Source organism: Aminobacter sp. MDW-2 (genome assembly GCF_014250155.1).
In the GTDB taxonomy this organism is placed as follows: Bacteria; Pseudomonadota; Alphaproteobacteria; order Rhizobiales; family Rhizobiaceae; genus Aminobacter; species Aminobacter ciceronei.
Window position 1 is genome coordinate 2960790 of record NZ_CP060197.1, and the last position, 21409, is coordinate 2982198.

A 21409-nucleotide genomic window follows, 5' to 3' on the forward strand; every position below is an offset into this window, starting at 1 on the left:
AGCCGCGTCTTTGCCACGATGGTTGCGCCTTTCCCTGAGCCAAGTTCCCAGTTGACTGCTGGGGCAGGTCTCACTTTTTCGAGATGTCCATTGGGGCAAGGTCTCCCTTGCCCCAATGCAATGCTCAGCGCTTGTCCCTGATGTCACTCAGCGTGCGCGTCGGCGTGATCGCTTCGGGATCGAGCTTGATCTCGAGGATCGACGGCTTGCCGCTGGCGCGTGCGCGTTCGAAGGCTGCGGCGAACTCGTCGGTCTCACGCACCGTCTCGCCATGGCCGCCATAGGCGCGGGCAAGGGCTGCGAAGTCAGGGTTCTTGAGGTCGGTTGCCTCGACACGGCCGGGATATTCGCGCTCCTGGTGCATGCGGATGGTGCCGTAGATGCCGTTGTTGACGACGATCACGATGATCGGCAGGCCGTATTGCACGGCGGTGGCGAATTCCTGGCCGTTCATCATGAAGCAGCCGTCGCCGGCAAAGGCGATGACCTCGCGCTCCGGGAACAGACCTTTGGCGGCAACCGCTGCCGGTGTGCCATAGCCCATCGAGCCGGAGGTCGGCGCTGCCTGCGTGCCGTAGCGGCGGAAGCGGTGGAAACGGTGCACCCAGGTGGCGTAGTTGCCGGCGCCATTGGTGAGGATGGCGTCCTCGGGCAGCACCTTTTCCAGCCAGTTCATGATCGGGCCCATCTGCACGGGGCCGGGGCCGGTGAGCGGCGGGGTCGACCAAGCGAGATAGTCGGCATGCGCCTTTTTCGTCTCCTCGGCCCAGCCTGGTACTGCCGGACCCTTGCGCCTGGCGAAAGCTCGCACGAAAGCGGCCGGCGAGGCGTTGATGGCGATCGTTGGCCGGTAGACGCGGCCGAGCTCGTCCGGATCGGCATGGACGTGGACGAGCTGCTGGTCCGGATAGGGGCTCTTGAGCAACGTGTAGTCGGACGACGGCATTTCGCCGAAGCGGCCGCCGATCAGCAGCACGAGGTCGGCTTCCTTGATGCGCGTGGCGAGTTTTGGATTGATGCCGATGCCGACATCGCCGGCATAGTTGGCGTGCAGGTGGTCGAACAGCATCTGGCGCCGGAACGAGACGCCGACCGGCAGCGACCATTTCTCTGATATCGCCTGAATGTCATCGAAAGCCAGGCGCTGGTCCCAGCGCGTGCCGCCGAGGATGACAAACGGGCGCTTGGCTGCGTTGAGCAGCGCCTCGACCCGGTCCAGCTCGGCCTCGCCAGGATGGGTTTCCACTTGTACGGCGGGAAGGGCGACAGGTGCCTCGACTTCGCTGGTCAGCATGTCCTCGGGCAACGAGATGACGACCGGGCCGGGACGGCCCGACGTCGCCACCGAAAAGGCGCGGGTGAGCAGCTCGGGAATGCGCGCGGCGTCGTCGATCTCGACAACCCATTTGGCGATGTCGCCGAAGAAGCGGCGGTAATTGACCTCCTGGAAGGCCTCGCGCTCCTTGGCGTGGCTCGCCACCTGGCCGATGAACAGGATCATTGGGATCGAATCCTGCATGGCGATATGAACACCGGCCGACGCATTGGTGGCGCCGGGACCGCGGGTGACGAAGCAGATTCCTGGCTTGCCGGTGAGGCGGCCGTGGCAGTCGGCCATCATCGCGGCACCGCCTTCCTGGCGGCAGACGATGCTCTGGACCCTGGAATCATGCAGGGCATCGAGCACGGCCAGATAGGATTCGCCCGGCACGCAATAGATGCGGTCGACGCCATTGGCCTCGAGCGCCTCGACGATCAGTTTTCCGCCGGTCTTCATTTCGCAGTCTTCTCCAGTTCGGCAAGGATCTCAGCGGTGTGTTGCCCGAGGCGCGGCGACGGGCGGTCATAGGCAAGCGGCGTCTCCGACATCACCATCGGCGCGCGCACCGACGGCAGCCTGTTGCCGAGGCCGTCGTCGAGGTCCAAGCGCATGCCGCGCGCGATCGCCTGCGGATCGGCGAAAGCCTGGCCGATGGTGTTGATCGGGCTTGCCGGCACCCCCGCAGCCTCGAGCTTTGCCAGCAACTCTTCGCGGCCGAAGCCGGCCAGGGCTGCGACGATCTTTTCGCGCAACGCGACGCGGTTGGCTACGCGGGCCGAGTTGGTGGCGAAGAGCGGGTCGGTGGCGATGGCTTCGAGCCCGACGATGGCGCAGAATTTCTGGAACTGGCCGTCATTGCCGACAGCAAGGATGAAGTGCCCGTCGCGCACCGGCAACACCTCGTAGGGCGAGATGTTGGGGTGGGCATTGCCCATCTGCACCGGCGAGTTGCCCGAGACGAGGTAGTTCAGGTTCTGGTTGGCGAGCACCGACATCTGGGCGTCGAACAGCGCCATGTCGACATGCTGGCCCTGGCCGGTGGCCTCGGCGTGACGCAGTGCCGCCTGGATGGCGATGACGGAGTAGAGCCCGGTGAATATGTCGGTGACGGCGACGCCGACCTTCTGCGGCTCGCCACCGGCGGGGCCGGTGATCGACATCAGTCCGGACATGCCCTGGACGATGAAGTCGTAGCCGGCGCGGGGGGCGTAGGGTCCGTCCTGGCCGAAGCCTGTGATCGAGCAATAGACCAGCTTCGGATTGATCTTCTTCAGGCTGTCATAGTCGAGGCCGTATTTCTTCAGGCCGCCGAGCTTGAAGTTCTCAATCAGCACGTCGGCGCCTGCGACCAGCTTGCGCACGATCTCGGCCCCTTCCGGCGTCGAGAAGTCGAGCGCGATCGAGCGCTTGCCGCGGTTGCAGGAATGATAATAGGCCGCCGAAAGGTTTTCGCCGTCATGCGAGGTGACGAAAGGCGGGCCCCATTTGCGGGTGTCGTCGCCGCCGTCAGGATTTTCGACCTTGATGACATCAGCCCCGAGGTCCGCCAGCAATTGCCCGGCCCAGGGACCGGCAAGGATGCGGGCAAGTTCGATGACGCGGATTCCGTGAAGAGGCGGATTGCTCATGAGGCACCAGATGTCATTTCAACAGATTGTACACAATTGGCTCTAACAGGAGTCCCGATTGGCCGCCACAGCGTTGGACTGGGCCAGCCCTGCCATTCACCGGGGAAGCGTCCGGTCGAGCCAACCGGCGAAATCGGCCATGATGGGTTCGCGGTTGATCTCGTTCAGGCTTTCGTGGCGGGTCTCGGGATAAACCTTTGAAACGAGATTCGAAAAGCCCATCCGGCGCAGCCGCCCGGCGAGCGCCTCGACAGCCTTGCCGCCATCGGTTGCGGGATCGCGTTGACCGCCGACCAGATTGAACGGCAAATCCCTGCGCACGCCGGCGAAGTTGCCGTCGTCGGCACCGGCGAAGACGAGGTCGAAGACGTCGATCCACATCGACACCGACGCATCCCAACCGCAGAGCGGATCGGCGACATAGGCGTCGACCTCTGAGACATCGCGCGACAGCCAGTCGAATTCGGTGCGTCGGTTGGGAATCTTCCTGGCCCAGTCGCCGAAGGTCAGTTTGGGCAGCATGCGGGAGGGCACGTCCGAGCCCAGCCGGAAGCGCTCGAAGGCGAGGATCGCCTGCGCCAGGCGGCCAAGTATGCCGGCGGAGAAATTGGCGTTCCATATCGCGGCAGCAGCAACGCGTTCGGAGTGGCGCAGGACGAAATTGAGCGCGATCAGCCCGCCCATCGAATGACCGAAGACGACCACCGGCAGACCGGGATGCTTTCCGGCGATATGGTCGTGGATCGCCGCGATGTCGGCGACCACGATGTCAAAGCCGTTCTTGCCGGCGAAACGGCCCTTGGGCGCATCGGGGGCAGTTGTCGCGCCATGGCCGCGATGGTCGTGCGCATAGACATGGCAGCAGCGCGCGGCAAGGAAATCGGCGAAACGGGCGTAGCGCGCGCCATGCTCGGCGAGGCCGTGGTTGATCTGGACGACGGCACGGGCAGGTGTGTCGGCGTGCCTGACATAAAGATTGAGTTTTGCCCCGGTCGGGGAGGCAAGCGTGGTGGTGGTGTCGAACGGCATTGCTGTCTCCCCCGGTGCGGACTGTCGGGGATGTCAGGTGCGCCCGTCAAGGCCGGCGAACCGTGGTGCACAGGGACAATGTCAGGAGTTGTCACGACGTCCCTTGTTCGGCGGAAGCCAGCCCATATATTGCGCTAACCTCAGAACCGGCCGCCCCCGCCGGCATTTTTCGCGATTTTCCGTACCATTCCCAGCTGAAGTGATGATCGTCATGCAGCCGATTATTTCCGTTTCCAATCTTTCCAAGACCTATGCGTCGGGCTTTTCGGCGCTGAAGAACATCAATCTGGACATTCGCCGCGGCGAGATTTTTGCGCTGCTCGGGCCCAATGGTGCCGGCAAGACGACGCTGATCAGCGTCATCTGCGGCATCGTCAATCCGACTTCGGGCACCGTACTGGCCGATGGCCACGACATCGTTCGTGACTATCGTGCGGCGCGCACGCTGATCGGCCTGGTGCCGCAGGAGCTGACGACCGACGCCTTCGAGACGGTGTGGGCGACGGTGAGCTTCAGCCGCGGCCTGTTCGGCAAGCCGGCCAATCCGGCCCACATCGAAAAGATCCTCAAGGACCTCTCCCTGTGGGACAAGAAGGACAACAAGATCATCACCTTGTCGGGCGGCATGAAGCGCCGCGTGATGATTGCCAAGGCGCTGTCGCATGAACCGCAGATTCTGTTCCTCGACGAACCCACGGCAGGCGTCGATGTCGAGCTCCGGCGGGACATGTGGGAGGTGGTGCGCCTGCTGCGCGAAACCGGCGTTACGATCATCCTGACCACGCACTATATCGAAGAAGCCGAGCAGATGGCCGACCGCGTCGGCGTGATCAGCCATGGCGAGATCATCCTGGTCGAGGAAAAGGCCGAGCTGATGCGCAAGCTTGGCCGCAAGCAACTGACGCTGCAGCTGCAGCAGCCGCTGGAGCAGGTACCGCCGGCGCTTTCGAGCCACGGGCTCGAACTGTCCGAGGACGGCAACGAGCTCATCTACACCTACGACACCCAAGGCGAGCGGACGGGCATTACGGCCCTGCTCAAGGACCTCAACGACGCCGGAATCCGCTTCCGCGACCTGCAGACCAAGCAGAGCTCGCTGGAAGAGATCTTCGTCAATCTGGTGAGTGAACGGCGATGAATTTTTACGCGATCCGCGCAATCTATCTGTTCGAAATGGCGCGTACGTGGCGCACGCTGCTGCAGAGCATCGTCTCGCCGGTCATCTCGACCTCGCTCTATTTCGTCGTTTTTGGTGCGGCCATCGGCTCGCGCATCAGCGAGATCAACGGCATCAGCTATGGCGCCTTCATCGTGCCCGGCCTGGTCATGCTGTCGCTGTTGACCCAGAGCATTTCCAACGCATCGTTCGGCATCTACTTCCCGAAATTCGTCGGCACTATCTACGAGCTTTTGTCGGCGCCGGTGTCCTATCTGGAGATCGTCATCGCCTATGTCGGGGCGGCGGCGTCCAAGTCGATCATTTTAGGCGTGATCATCCTTGCCACCGCGGCCCTGTTCGTTCCGCTGCAGGTCCAGCATCCGGTCTGGATGCTGCTGTTTTTGGTGCTGACGGCGGTAACCTTCAGCCTGTTCGGCTTCATCATCGGCATCTGGGCGCGCAGCTTCGAGCAATTGCAGCTGGTGCCGCTGCTGATCGTTACCCCGCTGACCTTCCTGGGCGGCAGCTTCTACTCTATCGACATGCTGCCGCCGTTCTGGCGCACGGTGTCGCTGTTCAATCCGGTGGTCTATCTGGTGAGCGGCTTCCGCTGGAGCTTCTTCGGCGTCTCCGACGTCAATGTCGGCATCAGCCTCGGCATGACGCTGGTGTTCCTGGCGGCCTGCCTTGCCGCCGTCTGGTGGATCTTCAGGACTGGCTGGCGCATCAAGGTGTAACAGAAGGGCGGAGGCTTACTCGGCCCATTCCCTGTCGGCGGTGAAGGCGATCGTCAGCCAGCGGTCGGGGCCTTCGTCGCCGAGTTCGTCGCCAATCTCGTTGCGCAGGGCGTCCCATTCCTCGATGGTCCTAGCGGGCAGGCCGGGCGGGACGATGAAATAGAGCTCGACCTGCATCAGGCGGCCGACCTTGGCGACATAGGCGCGGTATGAGACGAAGCCGTGCTTCTTCACCGTTGCCCGTGCGACCTCGTCGACATGTGCCTTGAGCGCCTCGGGCGTGATCAGCAGAATGTCGGAGAAGGCCTGGCGAATTGTGCCGATGGGCATCGGGATGATGACCAGGCAGACAAGCGCGAGCACAGCCGGATCGACATAAGGCGCTGTCCAGGCAAGCTTTGAGCCTTCGACTAGCCAGCCGCCGATGAAGGCGATCAACAGTGCCGCGGTGATGCCGCCCGACATCATCCAGGCGGTGACGTCGAGCGCCACGAAGTCGGACTGGATCGTCCGGTTGGCGCGGCTGCCGATGGTCGCCATCGTCAGGCATGCGGCAAGGGTGACGGCCGCATAGATGATGGCGAAATCGAATTCGAGATGATGTCCGCCGGCCAAAAGGTTGGCGACAGCATTGATCAGCGCGTAGCAGGAGACGCTGATCAGCACGATGCCGTTCAGGCCGAGCACGATGGGCTCGAGATGCCAGAAGCCAAACGAGAAGCGCTTGTGCAGGCGTCGGTTGTGGGTGGCATTGCTGGTGATGAGGCGGGCGACGATCAGCGCCAGGATGGTCATCGTCGCATCGGCGAGCGAATAGGCGCCGTCGAAGGCGATGGAGAAGGAGCCGCTGAGGACGCCGAAGACGATGCCGAACAGCGCGACGACGAACGTCACGGCGATTGACATCCGAAGCAGATTTGTTTCGGTTTTCATGGGTCAGCTATGAAATAGCCGCCTGCGGATGTCCATCGCTGACGGCTTGAGGGCGGTCTTGCCTCAGATCGCCTTGCCGTTCGAGGCCAGGCGGAAGCTCTCGCGGCCGCCGCTCGGCACCACGATCATCTGCTTGACCTTGCCCTGCTTGAAGGCGGTGAGGAAGCGCTTGTAGTCGGCGAAGGCGACGCAGCCATGCGACTCCTCGCGCCCACCGCGCAGCAAATAGCTATGCGTCAGGAAGCCGTCGCGGCCATATTTGTTCTTGCCGTCGACCGGCAGCATGCGGATCGCCTCGACGCCGTGGAAGCGGCTCTCGCGCATCTTGAGATTGTAGGTGTGGGGCGGGGTCGGGCCGTTCATCTTGACGTGGACGTAGCGCGGGTTGTCGGCCATGTTGCCGATGCCCGAATGTGCCTCGAGCACGCTGCCGTCGGGCATGTAGACCTTGGCGGCGCTGATGTCATAGACCGCTACGCCGTTGCCGGCGCGGGTCTTACCGCCGAACAGGCTGCGCAGCGACTGGCCGAGCGTGCTGCCCGGCTTGTCCTCGGGAATTTCCGGGCGCGCATAGGCGAGTTTTTGCGGCTTTCGGGTTTCTGGCTTTTCGACCACCTTCGGTGCACTGACCTCGGGATCGGGGACGTTCGCCTTGCCGACATCTGCAGGCTCGGCGGCAGCGACTTCGGGGCGGAGTTCCGGACGGGGGCCGGCCGACGGGGTTTCGGCATAGTCGGGCAGGGCGGCCGCTTCTGCTTCAGCTTGTGCCGCGGCGAGTTCCTCTTCGGAAGACCCGGTCAGAAGGGTCGACAGTGCAGTGTCGGCAGCGCCGCCAGGCGACGGATCAGCATAAGCGAGGATGGTCGGGCGCTCTGCGACCGAAGCTGGCAAGGATACCGGCTGATCGGCGCTCTCTGCGGCGTCGGCAAGCTGTCTCAGTTCGACGGAACTGGCCGCGAACAGGCTGGCGAGCTTCTTGGAGCTCAGATCAGCCTTGCTGGCTATGGTGTCGAAGCGGGCGGCATTGCTGTTTGCGGGCGCGGCAGCCGCTACGGTTGCATGGCGGGCTGATTTGCCCAGACTGCCGGCTAGGCTGGCCATGGCGGCGGGCTTGGCGCCGTTGGCGGATATCAAGGGCTTGGTCGAGGCGGCGAGCCGCGATGCCTTGTCGGTACTGACATAGGCCGTGAGCCGCGCCTGCTTGACGATCACCGGCTGCGCGTGCGGCTTGGGCGCCAGGTGGGCCGGATCGAAGGCGCTGACATTGCTTAATGCGGCCATGCCGGCCATCGACCACGCTGCCATGCCGGCGAAAGCCGTGCCGACACAAGCGATGACAAACGGGCGCACCAGACGGCGCAAGGATTGTGGACGAACGATTTTACTCAAAACGCGTAGCAGACCAGTTGTCCCGCAACATCGTGCGGCCGGCGAAGCGACCGCAGTGCGTGATTTCCGGAATGTCCCCAACTCGACAGAACGATGGAGAAAGGATGGACAAATGTGGTTAATTTTTGCTTTGCGTCCGAGCGATGTGTCGCGCTCGCGCTCGGCTGCTCCAGCCGTACGCGTATAGCCAAATTGCCAATACCAAAAATCAGCTGTTGTCGGCGCTCGCTGCGGCAGGCGAATTCTGGCTGCGGCGTGCAACGTCGATGCACTCGGTCAGGTGCTCGCGCACCCTTTCAGCAGTTTCCAGGTCGAAGTTGATGTAATTGGTAGGGGAGCCCTGCGCGCCGGCATAGCCGTCAGGTATCATGGCGAGCGATATGTAGAATTTGGCGCCATCTATAGATTTCTTCACGCGCCACTCAAAGAACGAGCTCAGGTTGGTGCCACGTTCTCGCGGCGTTGCAAAAATGACGTCGCCAAGGAGAGCGTTCAGAGATTTTGACCGGGAGAACAGCTTTCTGAATACGGGCCACACCTGCCTGCTGCCTCCCAGCTAACCTTTGTTCAAGCGCAATGCTTACCATCTGTCGCACGGGCCTGATTGGGCTGCAATTGGCACGTTGGTGGGACATTCAGCCAAGTGTGTTCTTGTGGATCGTGCCGTCCTTCATGATCACGACCATGTTCTTTCCTGGCTCGCTGATCAGGTCGATATTTTCGAGCGGATTTCCGTCCAGAAGGAGCATGTCGGCGAGGGCGCCTGGTTCGATCACGCCGAGCTTGCCGGGATAGGGATTGCGCAGATTGGACAGCGCCAGCAGCTGCGCATTCCCCGAAGTTGCCATGCGGAGTGCCTCGGCATTGGAGTAGAAATTGCTGAGATGGGTGAACATGACGCTTTGGCGCGCGGTCATTGCCGGCGAAAACAGCACGTCGGAACCCCACGCGGTCCTGATGCCGTGCTTGCGAACAAACTCGTAGACCTTGGGAGTGCCGGCGAACAGCTGCTGTATGCGTTCCGCGCTTGGACCGGTCTGAGGCTCAGCATCCTCGACGGTGAGGAATGGCTGCATGCTGAGCCATACGTCTTTTTCGGCAAAGAGCTTTGCCGTCGCCTCATCCATCAGGTGCGCATGCTCGACGCAGGCCGCTCCGGCGTTGATCGCCCGCTGAACGGTGTTGGGGGCATAGGCGTGGACGGTGATGTATGTATTCCAGTCTTTTGCCACAGAGACGGCAGCGCGTATCTCGTCTTCGGCAAAGGTCGACATGTCGAGCGGGCTGCGCGGCGACGAAACCCCGCCACCGCCGACAAGCTTGATCTGCGATGCCCCCTGGATCAGCTGCTCGCGGATGCGCATCTTCAAGTCGGGAATGCCATCGACGACCGCGTTGGCTCCCATCAGTTCGCCGACGCTGAGCTGGTTGCCATCTCGCGGGATCTCTGTCGGCATGCGCAAATCGCCGTGGCCTCCTGTCGTCGTGATCATCGCTCCGCAGGGAAAGATGCGTGGGCCCGGAACGATGCCGCTGTCGACAGCCTGTTTGAACGAGAAAACCGGACCACCCAAATCCCGGATCGTGGTGAAGCCGCGCAGCAAGGTACGCTCTGCCTCGGCGGTGGTGGCAGCGAAGATGATGCCCGGATCGCCCGCCAGCAGTACGTTCAACGGCACCGCCGCAAACACCGTATGCCAGTGGGCGTCGATCAGGCCCGGCATGAGCACACGATCGCCGCAGTCGATGACAGTTGCGTCGGAGGGTGCTGCGCTGTTTTTCGTGTCTACCGCTGTGACACGGTTGCCTTCGACCAGGACCTGAACGCCAGTCTTGAGTGTGTCGGAGGTGCCGTCGAACAGCCTGACCTGCCTGAACAGGGTTTTTTGTGACGGGCCGGGTGCCTGGGCCAGGGAAGGCGAGGCAAGAGCGGCAAAGCTTGCTCCCATGCCCGCCATGAAGCCGCGTCGCGTAAGGGCCTCGAGGCGTCGCGATGCCTGCTGAATCTCGGGGCTGAAGCAGCTGCAGCCGGTTCCGTGAACGAGGTGCTGGTACTTCTGACCTAACCGGAGCATTGCATCCCCCATCAGCCTTCGAGCGAAGTTAATGTAGTCCCATGGGAGGCATTGGCAACCTTAGATATTGCCTTGGCAAGAATACCACCAAGGTGATCTGGATGGTCCTCTGCCTGTTGGCGCGGGCACGACCGAGGCGTGGTGTCCGGACAGTGCTCGGACGCGCGTGTCATCGCGATGTTCGCCCCGAAAGCATTTGCCGTTTGGGGTAGGATGGCCTACATAGCGCGCAAATCTCCGTTCACCTGAAGCAGGATACGCGCGCGTGGCACGCCAGTTCATCTATCACATGTCGGGACTGACCAAGTCCTACGGCACCAAGAAGGTGCTGGAAAACCTCAACCTGTCGTTCTACCCGGATGCCAAGATCGGCATCCTCGGCCCCAACGGCGCGGGCAAGTCGACCGTGCTCAAGATCATGGCCGGCCTCGACAAGGAATGGTCGGGCGAAGCCTGGCTGGCTGACGGCGCCACCGTCGGCTACCTGGCGCAGGAGCCGCATCTCGATCCGGCCAAGACCGTGTTCGAGAACGTCATGGACGGTGTCTCCAAGAAGACCGCCATCATCGAGCGCTACAACGAGCTGATGATGAACTACTCCGACGAGACCGCCGACGAGGGCGCCAAGCTGCAGGACGAGATGGATCGTCTCAACCTGTGGGACCTGGAACAGCAGGTCGAGATGGCGATGGACGCCCTGCAGTGCCCGCCCGGCGATTCTGAAGTGACCCAGCTGTCGGGTGGCGAACGCCGCCGCATCGCGCTGTGCCGCTTGCTGCTCGAACAGCCCGACCTTCTGCTGCTCGACGAGCCGACCAACCACCTCGACGCCGAGACCACGGCCTGGCTGGAAAAGCACCTGCGCGACTATCCAGGCTCGGTGCTGATCATCACCCATGATCGCTACTTCCTCGACAACGTCACCGGCTGGATCCTCGAACTCGATCGTGGCCGCGGCATCCCTTATGAGGGCAACTACACCAAATATCTCGACGCCAAGGCCAAGCGCCTGATCCAGGAAGGTCGCGAAGACGATTCGCGCCAGAAGGCGATCTGGCGCGAGCGCGAGTGGATCGCATCCTCGCCCAAGGCACGCCAGACCAAGTCGAAGGCGCGTATCAAGGCCTATGAGGAGTTGGTCGAGCAGTCGCAGAATCGCAAGCCGACCGACACGCAGATCGTCATCCCGGCCGGCGAACGCCTCGGCAATGTGGTGATCGAGGTCGATAGCGTGAACAAGGGTTATGGCGACGAGCTTTTGATCGAAAACCTGAACTTCAAGCTGCCGCCCGGCGGCATCGTCGGCGTCATCGGCCCCAACGGCGCGGGCAAGACCACGCTGTTCAGGATGATCACCGGCCAGGAAACGCCCGATAGCGGCACGATCCGCGTCGGCGAGACCGTCAAGCTCGGTTATGTCGACCAGAGCCGCGATGCGCTCGACCCGACCAAGACGGTCTGGGAAGAGATTTCTGGCGGCGCCGAAGTCATCAAGCTCGGCAAGCATGAAGTAAACAGTCGCGCCTATTGCTCGTCGTTCAACTTCCGCGGTGGCGACCAGCAGCAGCGCGTCGGCAACCTGTCGGGTGGTCAGCGCAACCGCGTCCACCTCGCCAAGATGCTGAAGAACGGCGGCAACGTGCTGCTGCTCGACGAACCGACCAACGATCTCGACACCGAGACGCTGGGCGCGCTCGAAGACGCACTGGAAGCATATGCCGGCTGCGCCGTCATCATCTCCCACGATCGTATGTTCCTCGACCGCATGGCCACCCACATGCTGGCCTATGAAGGCGATGCGCATGTCGAGTGGTTCGAAGGCAACTTCGAAGAGTACGAGAAGGACAAGATCCGTCGTCTCGGCGCCGATGCGGCCACCCCGCACCGGATGAGCCACAAGCGCCTGACGCGCTGACAGACCAAGAAAACGCCCCGCCCAAAATGAACTGACCCCCGAAAGTTGGACACAACCTTCGGGGGTTTTGCATGTCCAAACACAGTGCGCGTTTCAAGCGCTCGGTTGTCGATAGCTATTTGTGCGGGGATGAAAGCTACGCGAGTGCGGCGTCGAAGCGTGGAGTTGACGCGGCGACTGTCCGCAAGTGGGTGGCTTTGTACCAGGCGCATGGCTGGGCGGGACTGTCGGGCAAATACGATCATTACGACGCGACGTTCAAGCTGTCAGTGCTCGAGCGGATGTGGCGAGAAGGTCTGTCGTATCGCCAGACGGCGGCGTTGTTCAATATCCGCAATGCCAGTTGCCTGGCGGGCTGGGAGAAGCGCTATCATGCGGGTGGGATAGAGGCACTCGGCCCACGTCCCGGAGGACGCCCCATGTCGAAGCCGCCGGCCCCCGCAGTGCCTGTTGCACCCAGTGACGAAGCCAAAAGCCGGGAAGAACTGCTGGCCGAGCTGAAGCAACTGCGGATGGAGAACGCCTACCTAAAAAAACTGGAGGCCTTAACGCAGGGACACGCGCCCAAAAAGCACAAGCCGTCCAGGCGTTAAGGCCGTTGCATCCGCTTGAGGGCCTGCTCGATCTGGCGAAGCTGCCGCGCAGCACGTTCTATTACAGGCAAAAGGCAGCCTCGCGCCCGGACCGCCATGTGGCGCTGAAGGAGGCGATCAAGGCCATCTTCGACAGCCACAAGGGCCGCTACGGCTATCGCCGGGTGACTGCGCAACTGCGCCAGTCGGGTCAAGGCGTCAACCACAAGACCGTCCAGAGCCTGATGGCCGGGATGGGTTTGAAGTCGCTGGTCAGGCCGAAGAAGTATCGTTCCTACAGGGGCGAGGTTGGGCGGACCGCTCCCGATCTGTTGCAGCGCAAGTTCAGCGCCGACCGCGCCAACTGCAAATGGGTGACCGACGTGACGGAGTTCAGCGTGGCCGGCGACAAGCTCTACCTGTCTCCCATCATGGACCTCTACAATGGCGAGATCGTCGCCTTCGAGACGGCGCGCCGCTCGCGCTTCAAACTGGTGGACAATATGCTGACAAAAGCCTTCGCCCGGCTCAATGAGGACGAACGGCCGACCCTGCATTCCGATCAGGGATGGCAGTACCAGATGTCGGCATTCCAGCGCAGGCTGGAAACCAGAGGCCTTGCACAAAGCATGTCACGCAAAGGCAATTGCCTCGACAACGCACCGATGGAGAGCTTCTTCGCCACGCTCAAGTCCGAGCTCTTCCACCCGGAAAGGTTCGAAACTGTCCAAAGCCTCGATAAGGCCATCGAGCGCTACATCGACTATTACAACCACCGCCGCATCAAACTGAAACTGAAAGGGCTGGCCCCTGTGCAATACAGGACCCAGCCCTTAAATCTACCAGCTCAATGAACCGTCCAACTTTACGGGGTCAGTTCAAAAAAGCGGGGCGTTTTTTGTTTTCTGCCCGCTGCTTTGCGTAGCGAGACGGAAAACGCCCTCGCACTTCCCGGAATTGCTTCTGGAGTCCCCGACATGAAGGACTGGTCCGCCGCGCAATATCTCAAATTCGAGGACGAGCGGACGCGGCCGTCCCGGGACCTTCTGGCGCAAATCCCGCTGGAGCGGCCGAGAAGAGTGGTCGACATCGGCTGTGGGCCGGGCAATTCGACCGAGCTTCTGGTCGAGCGCTGGCCGGATTCGACGGTGTCCGGCTTCGACACGTCGCCCGACATGATCGAGCAGGCCAGGCGTCGGCTGCCCGATGTAGAGTTCCAGCTCGCCAATGCGCGCGACTGGACGCCCGACGAGCCCGTCGACGTGATCTTCGCCAATGCCGTGTTCCAGTGGCTGCCGGACCATCAGGCCGTTCTGGCACGCCTGATGACGCTGCTCGCCCCGGGCGGGTACCTCGCAGTGCAGATGCCCGACAATATCGGCGAGCCGTCGCATATGGCGATGCGCGAGACCGCAGCCGCAGTGCCCTTCGCCGCAAGGATCGCAGGCGCCGCCCGCGCGCAATTGCCATCGGTCGTTTCATATTATGACCTGCTCGTGCCGCTGTCGGCGCGGGTCGACATCTGGCACACCGTCTACAACCACCCGCTGGCGGACGCCGCGGCGATCGTCGAGTGGGTCAAGGGAACGGGGCTCAAGCCCTTCGTCGATCCGCTCGAACCGGCCGAGCGCGAAGCCTATCTCGCCGCCTACACGGCGCGCATCGCCGCTGCCTATCCGCCCGCCGCCGACGGCAAGGTGCTGTTGCGCTTTCCCAGGATCTTCCTGGTGGCACAGCGAGCATAGGGCGGGATATCGGGGCGAGTGTTGCGTTCAGGGCGTATTCGAACGCCTCCATGTGACGTAATCTGCACTTGGCGAGTCTGCTGGAGACGGGGGCAGGATGCGCCGGGGCCTGATGGCTCCATTTTCGTCGCTGGAGCATGGGTTTTTCCGAAGCGGTAACTGCTATCGGGCATGCTGCGGAAATTCAGGCATGGACGGTCTTATGCATCGCGTCATCATCAGTGGCATCGGCGTCGAAATTCCCCAGGCAACGATCAGCAACGACGAACTTGTCGAGAGCTTCAACGCCTGGGCCGACATCGAGAACATCAAGCGCGAAGCCGCAGGGCAGGAGCCGATCAAGAGATCGGACAGCGACTTCATCGTCTATGCCTCCGGCGTGAAGAATCGGCACGTCCACACGCTCGACGGCATTCTCGACCCTGAGCGGATGACGCCGCGCATCGCGCCGCGCGCCGACGACGTCCTTTCGGTCGAGGCCGAGTTCGGTGTTGCCTCGGCACGCGAGGCGCTCGCCCATGCCGGGCTCACCGGCGCCGACATCGACATGGTGATCTGCGCCGCCTCGCACCAGCAGCGACCTTATCCGGCGATCTCGATCGAGATCCAGAAGGAGCTCGGCATCGAGGGTGCTGCCTTCGACATGAGCCTCGGCTGCTCGTCGGCGGCGGCCGCCCTGCACGTCGCTTTCAATCTCGTCCGCTCGGGCGGACAGAAGCGCGTGCTGATTGTGACGCCCGAGATCATCACCGGGCACCTCAATTTCCGTGACCGCCAGACGCATTTCATCTTCGGCGACGCCTCGGTGGCGATGGTCGTCGAGGCAATTGGACCCAAGGAGACCCGGCCGGGGCGCTTCGAGATGCTCGACACGCGCAACTGGACGCAGTTCTCCAACAATATCCGCACCAATTTCGGCTTCCTGCTGCGTGCCGGACAGGAAAACACCTCCGTCGTCGAGATGGAGGGCAACATGATCAAGCAGGTCGGCAACAAGGTGTTCAAGGAGGTGACCCATGCGGCGCATCGCTTCATCACCGCCTTTCTCGCCGACCACGGCATGACACCGTCCGACATCAGGCGCTACTGGCTGCACCAGGCCAATGCGCGGATGAACGCGATGATCCTGAAGCTGGCGCTCGGCCATGATGCCGACCACGACAAGGCGCCGATGGTGCTGGAGCGGCTGGGCAACACGGCGGCGGCCGGTGCGGTCATCGCGCTCAAGGAAAACCACGAGGACATGAAGGCGGGCGACCACGGGTTGATCTGCGCCTTCGGCGCCGGCTACTCGATCGGCGGCGCGCTGGTCCGCATGATGTGAAGGGGCGACCAGGGGATCGATCAGTTCGGATGATCGCCGGGATCAGGCTTTTTGTCTGGATTTCCCGGGTCATGCCGCTAAACCGAGAAGGCTAAAGATGCTCGACCCGACCATGCACCGCGAGGGCGAACCTGAAATCCTGCCGGGCCGCAAATTCGCGGCGCGCGTTGCCGGTGTCTACACCGCGCCGGAAGACCATTTCGTCACCTGGGCGGTGGAAACGCTGCCGCTGACCTTCGAGGGCATCGTCGGCGATGTCCATGCTGGTCACACCAGGCGCTCCGGCGGGCGCGAGCCGTGGTATCCGCGAGGCACCGAGATGCGCAACGAGCGGCAGCTGTCGATCGTCGCACCCGACGAGATGGCAATCGTCGCCGAGCGCATGGGCCTTGCCGAGATCAAACCGGAGTGGATCGGCGCCAATCTCCTGCTCGAGGGCGTGCCGATGCTGTCGATGCTGCCCTCGGGCACCATGCTGTTCTTCAAGGGTGGCGTGACGATCAAGATCGACGGCCAGAACGCGCCGTGCCGCGTTGCCGGTCGCTCGATCGCCGAGCATGCCGGCATGGTCGACCACGACGCCGGCTCGCTGCTGTTCCCGAAAGTGTCGCGCCGGCTGCGCGGGCTTGTCGGCTGGGTCGAGAAGCCCGGTGTGATTGCGGCCGGCGAAGAGGTCTCGGTGCGGGTGCCCGAGCAGTGGATCTACAGGGCGTGAGCACAGCCCCTACCGGTCAGGGATAGGTGACCGGCATCGACCAGTCGGGGTCGTCGTGTTTCGCCCAATAGGCGTCTTTCAGCCTTGTGGTAACAGGGCCAACCTTGCCATTGGCAACGTCAGTCCCGTCGATCTTGGTCACCGGCATGATTCCGCCGGCGGTCGAGGTGATGAACACCTCGTCGGCGCCAAGCAATGCATCGACGCTGACGATAACGGCTTCGGCGACAAGGCCGGCTTCGGCACAGAGGTCGAAGACGCTGCGCCGGGTGATGCCGGGCAGGACGCCGGTTGCCGGCGTCGCCAGGCGCCCGTTCTTCACGGCAAAGACATTGAAGCCCGGGCCCTCGGCGACATTGCCGTTGAAGTCGAGCAGCAGTGCCGTCTCGGCGTTGTTGTCATAGGCATCATAGAGGCCACACACGAGGTCGAGCCAGTGGTAGTTCTTGATTGCGGGGTCGATCGAGGCCGGCGGGATCCGCACGCGCTGGCTGATCGACACATGCAGGCCGCGCTCTAGCTGCTCAGGATTGGCGACAGAGCCGAACGGCACGGCGAAGGCCATGAAACGGTTGGTGGCGTCGCGCGGGTCGCGGCTGAAGTTCGGCGAGGCGCCGCGGGTGCACAGCATCTCGACATAGGCCGAGCGATGCCCTGACAGCGCCACGCAATTGTGCAGGATCTCGGTGACGCCAGCCCGGTCGAAGGGGATCGACATACGCAGCCGCTCCAGCCCGCTGAAAAAGCGCTCGATATGCAGGTCGAGCCGGAAGAAGGCGCCGTTCCAGACATGGACAGTGTCGTAGGTCGCGTCCGAATGCAGGAAGCCCCAGTCGAGTACCGAGATCTTGGCTTCCGACATCGGCAGATATTGGTCGTCGAGGAAGGCGATGCCTTGGGGATAGGCATGCGGATCCACGTGGCGGGGTTCGATCGCCGGCAATTGCTGTGGCTTGACGTCCATTGTCGCTGGTTCTCCGCGTCCAGGATGATTGACCGGAGTATGCCGCCTCGCGATACGCCATTTCGGTCAAAATGCCGGGCCAGATGACGCAGGCTGATCAAAATCCCGGCCTTGCTGAAACAAGAGCAATGCAGTCGAGCCGTTTGAAGAGCGAATGCAGTTATACGGCGACGCGCGGTTCGAACTTGACGCGGTCCAGCATGATCATCGAGCGGAACTTGCGTATGTTGGGATTGGAGTAGAGCCACTTGCGGGTGAATGCCTCATAAGCGTCGATGTCTTCGACGTTGACGATCACCACGAAATCGGCGCCGCCCGTCACCATGTAGCATTGGGTCACTTCGGGCGCTGCGCGCATCTGCCGCTTGAACGCGTCGACAAGATCGCGCTGCTCGGCCTCGAGGTCGATGTTGATCACCGCTGTCAGCGATTTGCCGACGGCTACAGGATCGAGGATCGAAACGTCGGCGATGATGACACCGGCATCGCGCAGGCGCTTGACCCGTCGCATGCAGGAGGCTGCCGACGAGGCGACCCGCTCGGCAAGTTCGGCGAAGGACAGCCGGTTGTCCTGTTGCAGAGCGGCCAGGATACGGCGGTCGAGCTCGTCGAGCGGCACAGCACTTCGGCTGTTGGGCTGCGTTCCGGTCATTCCAAATCCTCGTCTGCGTCGAGCAGGCGGGTAGCGCGCCAGCGGGTGAGGGTGGCGTTGACCTGGTCGATGACGAAGAAGCGGGCGGAATCGCGGTCGTAACCCTCCGACAGCAGCTTCTCGTAGTCGGTATGGGCATGGCGGACATGGGCGACGGTCGCCAGCCACACGGCGATCGACGGCGGCAGCGTCTTCAGATGCACAGCGAGCGCGTCGGCGCGGATGGCTTCCGTGTCGGCATAAGGCGCGAGTGGCAGGAGCGCGGTCAGCGATTTGGCCACTGCACGTTGGCGGCCAGTGGAGGCTGGCATGGTCAGGCGTCCTTGCTCGGACGCGTCGCGTCGGGAATGGCGTCGACTGAAGCGAAGTAGGGTTTCAGGTCGATGACCGGTGTGCCATCCAACGCATCGATGGCATCGAGCTCGATCACGCCGTTTTCCATGTCGAGCGAGACGATCGCCGCGACGTGAAGGCCGATAGGGTTCGGTCGGGCAGGCGAGCGCAGGGCAAAAACGCCTTTCGCGTCAGAGGCATGGCGCGGTTTCTGGACAATCAGATTCCGCGGCGCCTGTTCGAACCAGCTAAGCACGACGACATGGCTGAAGCCGGCAAGGCCGGCGAGCCCGGCACGGTAGGGGACGTCGACGGTGACGGTCGCGCCACCGCCACGCTCGCGGGCGGCGTTCATGTTCTTGGGGCAGTGCTCGCGCTGCTTCCAGGGCGAGGCGATGCGGCCGATATAGGCGAGGCGGGCGTCGTCGGCGTCAGCCGCCGGATCGCCGGCGAGCGGGATTTCGCCCTCGCGCTGTTCGAACATCTTCATGCCGCCTCCCACGGTCGCGCCATTTTCTTGCCCGCATGCGACATTGGGCGTTGCAATCATTCGCTGCGTCACATAAAGATATGTTTATGTCTTTTGGCGAGAACCAAAGCCGATGCATGTGACGCTCGACACCATGGTAGATACCTTGAAGGCGGCGGCCGAATCCAGCCGGCTTCGCATCCTGACGCTGCTTTCACGTGGCGACCTGACGGTTTCCGACCTGACCGAGATCCTCGGCCAGTCGCAGCCGCGCGTTTCGCGTCATCTCAAGCTGTTGCTCGAGGCGGGGCTGATCGATCGCTACCAGGAAGGATCCTGGGCGTTCTTCCGGCTTTCCGACGCCGACCAGGCGCGTGGCTTCGTGCAGGGGCTGGTATCAAGCATCGATACGTCAGATAGCCAGGTGGTGCGCGATTTCGAGCGTCTTGATGACGTCAAGCACAAGCGCCAGGAGCGCGCGGCCCGTTACTTCAGCGCCAATGCCGCGAGCTGGGACGAATTGCGCTCGCTGCATGCACCTGATCGCGCCGTGGAAGCCGCACTCGTCAAGCTGGTCGGCAAGCGGCCGTTCCAGTCGATGCTCGACCTCGGTACCGGCACGGGGCGCCTGCTCGAAATTTTCGCCCCGATCTATCGCCGCGGCGTCGGCATCGATCAGTCGCGCGAAATGCTGGCCGTTGCCCGCGCCAATCTCGACAAGGCAGGAATTGCCAACGCGCAGGTGCGCCAGGGCGACATCTTCTCGCCGCCGGTCGAGCGCGATGCCTTCGACCTCGTGACCATCCACCAGGTGCTGCACTATCTCGACGATCCCGCCCGCGCCATCCAGGAGGCGGCGCGGCTGCTGCGCCCTTCGGGCCGGCTGGTGATCGTCGACTTCGCCCCGCACGGGCTCGACTTCCTGCGCTCCGAGCATGCGCATGCGCGCCTCGGCTTCTCCGATCGGCAGATCGAAGACTGGCTGTCCGAGGCCGGGCTCGAACTCGAGGAGACCCAAGAATTCGAACCACGCGGCTCGGCCAAGGCCAGCCTGACCGTCAAACTCTGGCTGGCGCGCGACAAGCGCCTGCTGATCGCCGATCCCAATCCTGAACTGCAAGTCCAAAGGGAAACTGCCTGATGAACCAATTTCCGCTCTCCAGGCGTTCCGACATCGGCAACAAGATCCGTGTTTCCTTCGAGTTCTTCCCGCCCAAGAACGACGACATGGAGGCGCGTCTCTGGGAGACTGTGACCCGGCTCGAGCCGCTGCGTCCGCAGTTCGTTTCGGTAACTTACGGTGCCGGTGGCTCGACCCGCGAGCGTACCGCCCGCACGGTCAAGCGCATCCTTGAGGAATCGACGCTGACGCCCGCCGCGCACATGACCTGCGTCGACGCGACCCGCGAGGAAGTCGACCAGGTGATCGCAGAGTTCGCCGCCATGGGCGTGAAGCGCTTCGTGGCGCTGCGCGGCGATCCTAAGGAGGGCGTAGGTGCTGCCTACCAGCCGCATCCCGGCGGCTACGCCAACGGCGCCGAGCTGGTCGGCGCGCTGAAGGCGCAGGGCGATTTCGACATCTCGGTTTCGGCCTACCCGGAAAAGCATCCGGAAAGCCCTGATTTCGTCACCGATTTCGACATGCTGAAGCGCAAGGTCGACAATGGCGCGACGCGCGCGGTGACCCAGTTCTTCTTCGACAACGATCTTTACGAGCGTTACGTCGAGCGCGCCCGCAAGGCCGGCATCTACATTCCGATCGTGCCGGGTGTGCTGCCGATCCACAGCTTCACCCAGGTTGCCAACTTTGCCTCGCGCTGCGGCGCCCATGTGCCGGGCTGGCTGGCCGAGCGCTTCGAAGGCCTCGACAAGGATCCGCAGACCCATGCGCTGGTGGCGTCGGCCGTGGCGGTGGAACAGGTGCTCGACCTGGTCGAGCGCGGCGTCAACGACTTCCATTTCTACACCATGAACCGGGCCGACCTGGTGGTGGCGGTGTGCCACATGATCGGCATCCGGCCGCAGCCAGTTGTGCAGGGATCGGCAGCCGCCTGACGGCAATCCGACTGGGCGGAATCAAAAAGGCCGGGAGGGTGATCCCGGCCTTCTCGAAGCTTCCACCTTGGAGGTGCTTTGGTCTTCCGCCGTTGAACGGCCTATGGAAGAACTCCGACAATAAGCGCGCCGATGAAGGCAAAGGCAGCGCAAATCATGACTGCATTGATTGACCTAGTCAGTCCCATGCATAGCCTCCTGTTTGCAAGCCACAGGCCGGAATCTAGGGGCATTTCGGTCACACACAAGCGAAAAATGTGCTGCATTGCGACAAGATTGTGGAAAATGCGACGCGTTTCTCACGCTTAGCCGTTGGATTTGCTTGGTAAACACACCGGCAAGGGTTGTGGAGAAATTGTGGCAAATCGATTAGCCACGACAGTGCCCAATCACC

At 62.7% G+C, this 21409-nt stretch carries 20 protein-coding genes; 9 read left to right on the plus strand and 11 right to left on the minus strand.

Annotated elements, in window-relative coordinates:
• Positions 1 to 124: 124 nt before the first annotated feature.
• The 3 genes from H5P29_RS14455 to H5P29_RS14465 form a co-directional block, all read right to left on the minus strand.
• Positions 125 to 1777, minus strand: coding sequence for a thiamine pyrophosphate-binding protein (locus H5P29_RS14455; protein WP_154386320.1), 1653 nt, complete (start codon positions 1775 to 1777; stop codon positions 125 to 127).
• Positions 1774 to 2949: a CaiB/BaiF CoA-transferase family protein gene (locus H5P29_RS14460; protein ID WP_067960299.1), complete on the minus strand. Its 1176-nt coding sequence runs from the start codon at positions 2947 to 2949 to the stop codon at positions 1774 to 1776. Before H5P29_RS14460 ends, H5P29_RS14455 begins: the two co-directional genes overlap by 4 nt.
• A gap of 96 nt (positions 2950 to 3045) precedes the next feature.
• The gene (locus H5P29_RS14465) at positions 3046 to 3978 is read right to left on the minus strand and encodes an alpha/beta fold hydrolase (RefSeq protein WP_154386319.1); all 933 of its coding nucleotides are present in this window, start codon (positions 3976 to 3978) and stop codon (positions 3046 to 3048) included.
• A gap of 211 nt (positions 3979 to 4189) precedes the next feature.
• Here H5P29_RS14465 and H5P29_RS14470 point away from each other — a divergent pair, with 211 nt between their 5' ends.
• Complete coding sequence (locus H5P29_RS14470; protein ID WP_067966320.1) at positions 4190 to 5116, plus strand: ABC transporter ATP-binding protein; 927 nt, start codon at positions 4190 to 4192, stop codon at positions 5114 to 5116.
• The gene (locus H5P29_RS14475; protein WP_154386318.1) at positions 5113 to 5874 is read left to right on the plus strand and encodes an ABC transporter permease; all 762 of its coding nucleotides are present in this window, start codon (positions 5113 to 5115) and stop codon (positions 5872 to 5874) included. Before H5P29_RS14470 ends, H5P29_RS14475 begins: the two co-directional genes overlap by 4 nt.
• A gap of 15 nt (positions 5875 to 5889) precedes the next feature.
• On the opposite strand, the gene H5P29_RS14480 is transcribed toward H5P29_RS14475, so the two are convergent.
• From H5P29_RS14480 to H5P29_RS14495, 4 genes are all read right to left on the minus strand, one after another.
• On the minus strand, positions 5890 to 6807 hold the full coding sequence (locus H5P29_RS14480; RefSeq protein ID WP_154386317.1) for a cation diffusion facilitator family transporter: 918 nt from the start codon (positions 6805 to 6807) through the stop codon (positions 5890 to 5892).
• Positions 6808 to 6870: 63 nt separating this feature from the next.
• A complete protein-coding gene (locus H5P29_RS14485; RefSeq protein ID WP_246786984.1) occupies positions 6871 to 8157 on the minus strand; it encodes a DUF2778 domain-containing protein in 1287 nt (428 codons plus the stop codon).
• 247 nt (positions 8158 to 8404) lie between these two features.
• Positions 8405 to 8734 carry a hypothetical protein gene (locus H5P29_RS14490; RefSeq protein WP_154386316.1) on the minus strand — a complete coding sequence of 110 codons (330 nt, stop codon included), beginning with the start codon at positions 8732 to 8734 and terminating at the stop codon, positions 8405 to 8407.
• Between the two features lie 97 nt (positions 8735 to 8831).
• On the minus strand, positions 8832 to 10271 hold the full coding sequence (locus tag H5P29_RS14495) for an amidohydrolase family protein (RefSeq protein ID WP_067960304.1): 1440 nt from the start codon (positions 10269 to 10271) through the stop codon (positions 8832 to 8834).
• A gap of 265 nt (positions 10272 to 10536) precedes the next feature.
• Here H5P29_RS14495 and ettA point away from each other — a divergent pair, with 265 nt between their 5' ends.
• The 5 genes from ettA (at position 10537) to H5P29_RS14520 (ending at position 16542) form a co-directional block, all read left to right on the plus strand.
• On the plus strand, positions 10537 to 12186 hold the full coding sequence (gene ettA, locus H5P29_RS14500; RefSeq protein WP_067960305.1) for an energy-dependent translational throttle protein EttA: 1650 nt from the start codon (positions 10537 to 10539) through the stop codon (positions 12184 to 12186).
• A gap of 71 nt (positions 12187 to 12257) precedes the next feature.
• Positions 12258 to 13612 (plus strand): IS3 family transposase gene (locus H5P29_RS14505; protein ID WP_371818561.1). Its coding sequence is split into 2 segments (ribosomal slippage): positions 12258 to 12734 and positions 12737 to 13612, totalling 1353 coding nucleotides; the frame shifts between segments, so codons are not numbered across the junction.
• A 123-nt stretch (positions 13613 to 13735) separates the two neighbouring features.
• Entirely contained in the window at positions 13736 to 14503 is a 768-nt protein-coding gene (gene tam / locus H5P29_RS14510; RefSeq protein WP_067960308.1) for a trans-aconitate 2-methyltransferase, read from the plus strand.
• A 202-nt stretch (positions 14504 to 14705) separates the two neighbouring features.
• The gene (locus tag H5P29_RS14515; RefSeq protein WP_154386711.1) at positions 14706 to 15827 is read left to right on the plus strand and encodes a beta-ketoacyl-ACP synthase III; all 1122 of its coding nucleotides are present in this window, start codon (positions 14706 to 14708) and stop codon (positions 15825 to 15827) included.
• A gap of 97 nt (positions 15828 to 15924) precedes the next feature.
• Positions 15925 to 16542 (plus strand): MOSC domain-containing protein, encoded by a 618-nt coding sequence (locus H5P29_RS14520; protein WP_067960316.1) that lies wholly within the window; start codon positions 15925 to 15927, stop codon positions 16540 to 16542.
• Between the two features lie 16 nt (positions 16543 to 16558).
• Here the strand turns inward: H5P29_RS14520 and H5P29_RS14525 are convergent, their stop codons facing one another.
• The 4 genes from H5P29_RS14525 to tsaA all read right to left on the minus strand — a co-directional run bounded on the left by H5P29_RS14525 (position 16559) and on the right by tsaA (position 18975).
• Complete coding sequence (locus H5P29_RS14525; protein WP_154386699.1) at positions 16559 to 17506, minus strand: aminotransferase class IV; 948 nt, start codon at positions 17504 to 17506, stop codon at positions 16559 to 16561.
• A gap of 160 nt (positions 17507 to 17666) precedes the next feature.
• Positions 17667 to 18158: an Lrp/AsnC family transcriptional regulator gene (locus tag H5P29_RS14530; RefSeq protein ID WP_154386698.1), complete on the minus strand. Its 492-nt coding sequence runs from the start codon at positions 18156 to 18158 to the stop codon at positions 17667 to 17669.
• On the minus strand, positions 18155 to 18469 hold the full coding sequence (locus tag H5P29_RS14535; protein ID WP_067960323.1) for a DUF2293 domain-containing protein: 315 nt from the start codon (positions 18467 to 18469) through the stop codon (positions 18155 to 18157). The genes H5P29_RS14530 and H5P29_RS14535 overlap by 4 nt, the downstream gene beginning before the upstream one ends.
• A gap of 2 nt (positions 18470 to 18471) precedes the next feature.
• Positions 18472 to 18975, minus strand: coding sequence for a tRNA (N6-threonylcarbamoyladenosine(37)-N6)-methyltransferase TrmO (gene tsaA, locus H5P29_RS14540; RefSeq protein WP_154386710.1), 504 nt, complete (start codon positions 18973 to 18975; stop codon positions 18472 to 18474).
• A gap of 118 nt (positions 18976 to 19093) precedes the next feature.
• Between tsaA and H5P29_RS14545 the strand changes: the two genes are divergently transcribed.
• Positions 19094 to 20101 (plus strand): metalloregulator ArsR/SmtB family transcription factor, encoded by a 1008-nt coding sequence (locus tag H5P29_RS14545; protein ID WP_067960326.1) that lies wholly within the window; start codon positions 19094 to 19096, stop codon positions 20099 to 20101.
• Entirely contained in the window at positions 20101 to 21015 is a 915-nt protein-coding gene (gene metF, locus H5P29_RS14550) for a methylenetetrahydrofolate reductase [NAD(P)H] (RefSeq protein ID WP_067960329.1), read from the plus strand. Before H5P29_RS14545 ends, metF begins: the two co-directional genes overlap by 1 nt.
• Positions 21016 to 21409: the final 394 nt, after the last annotated feature.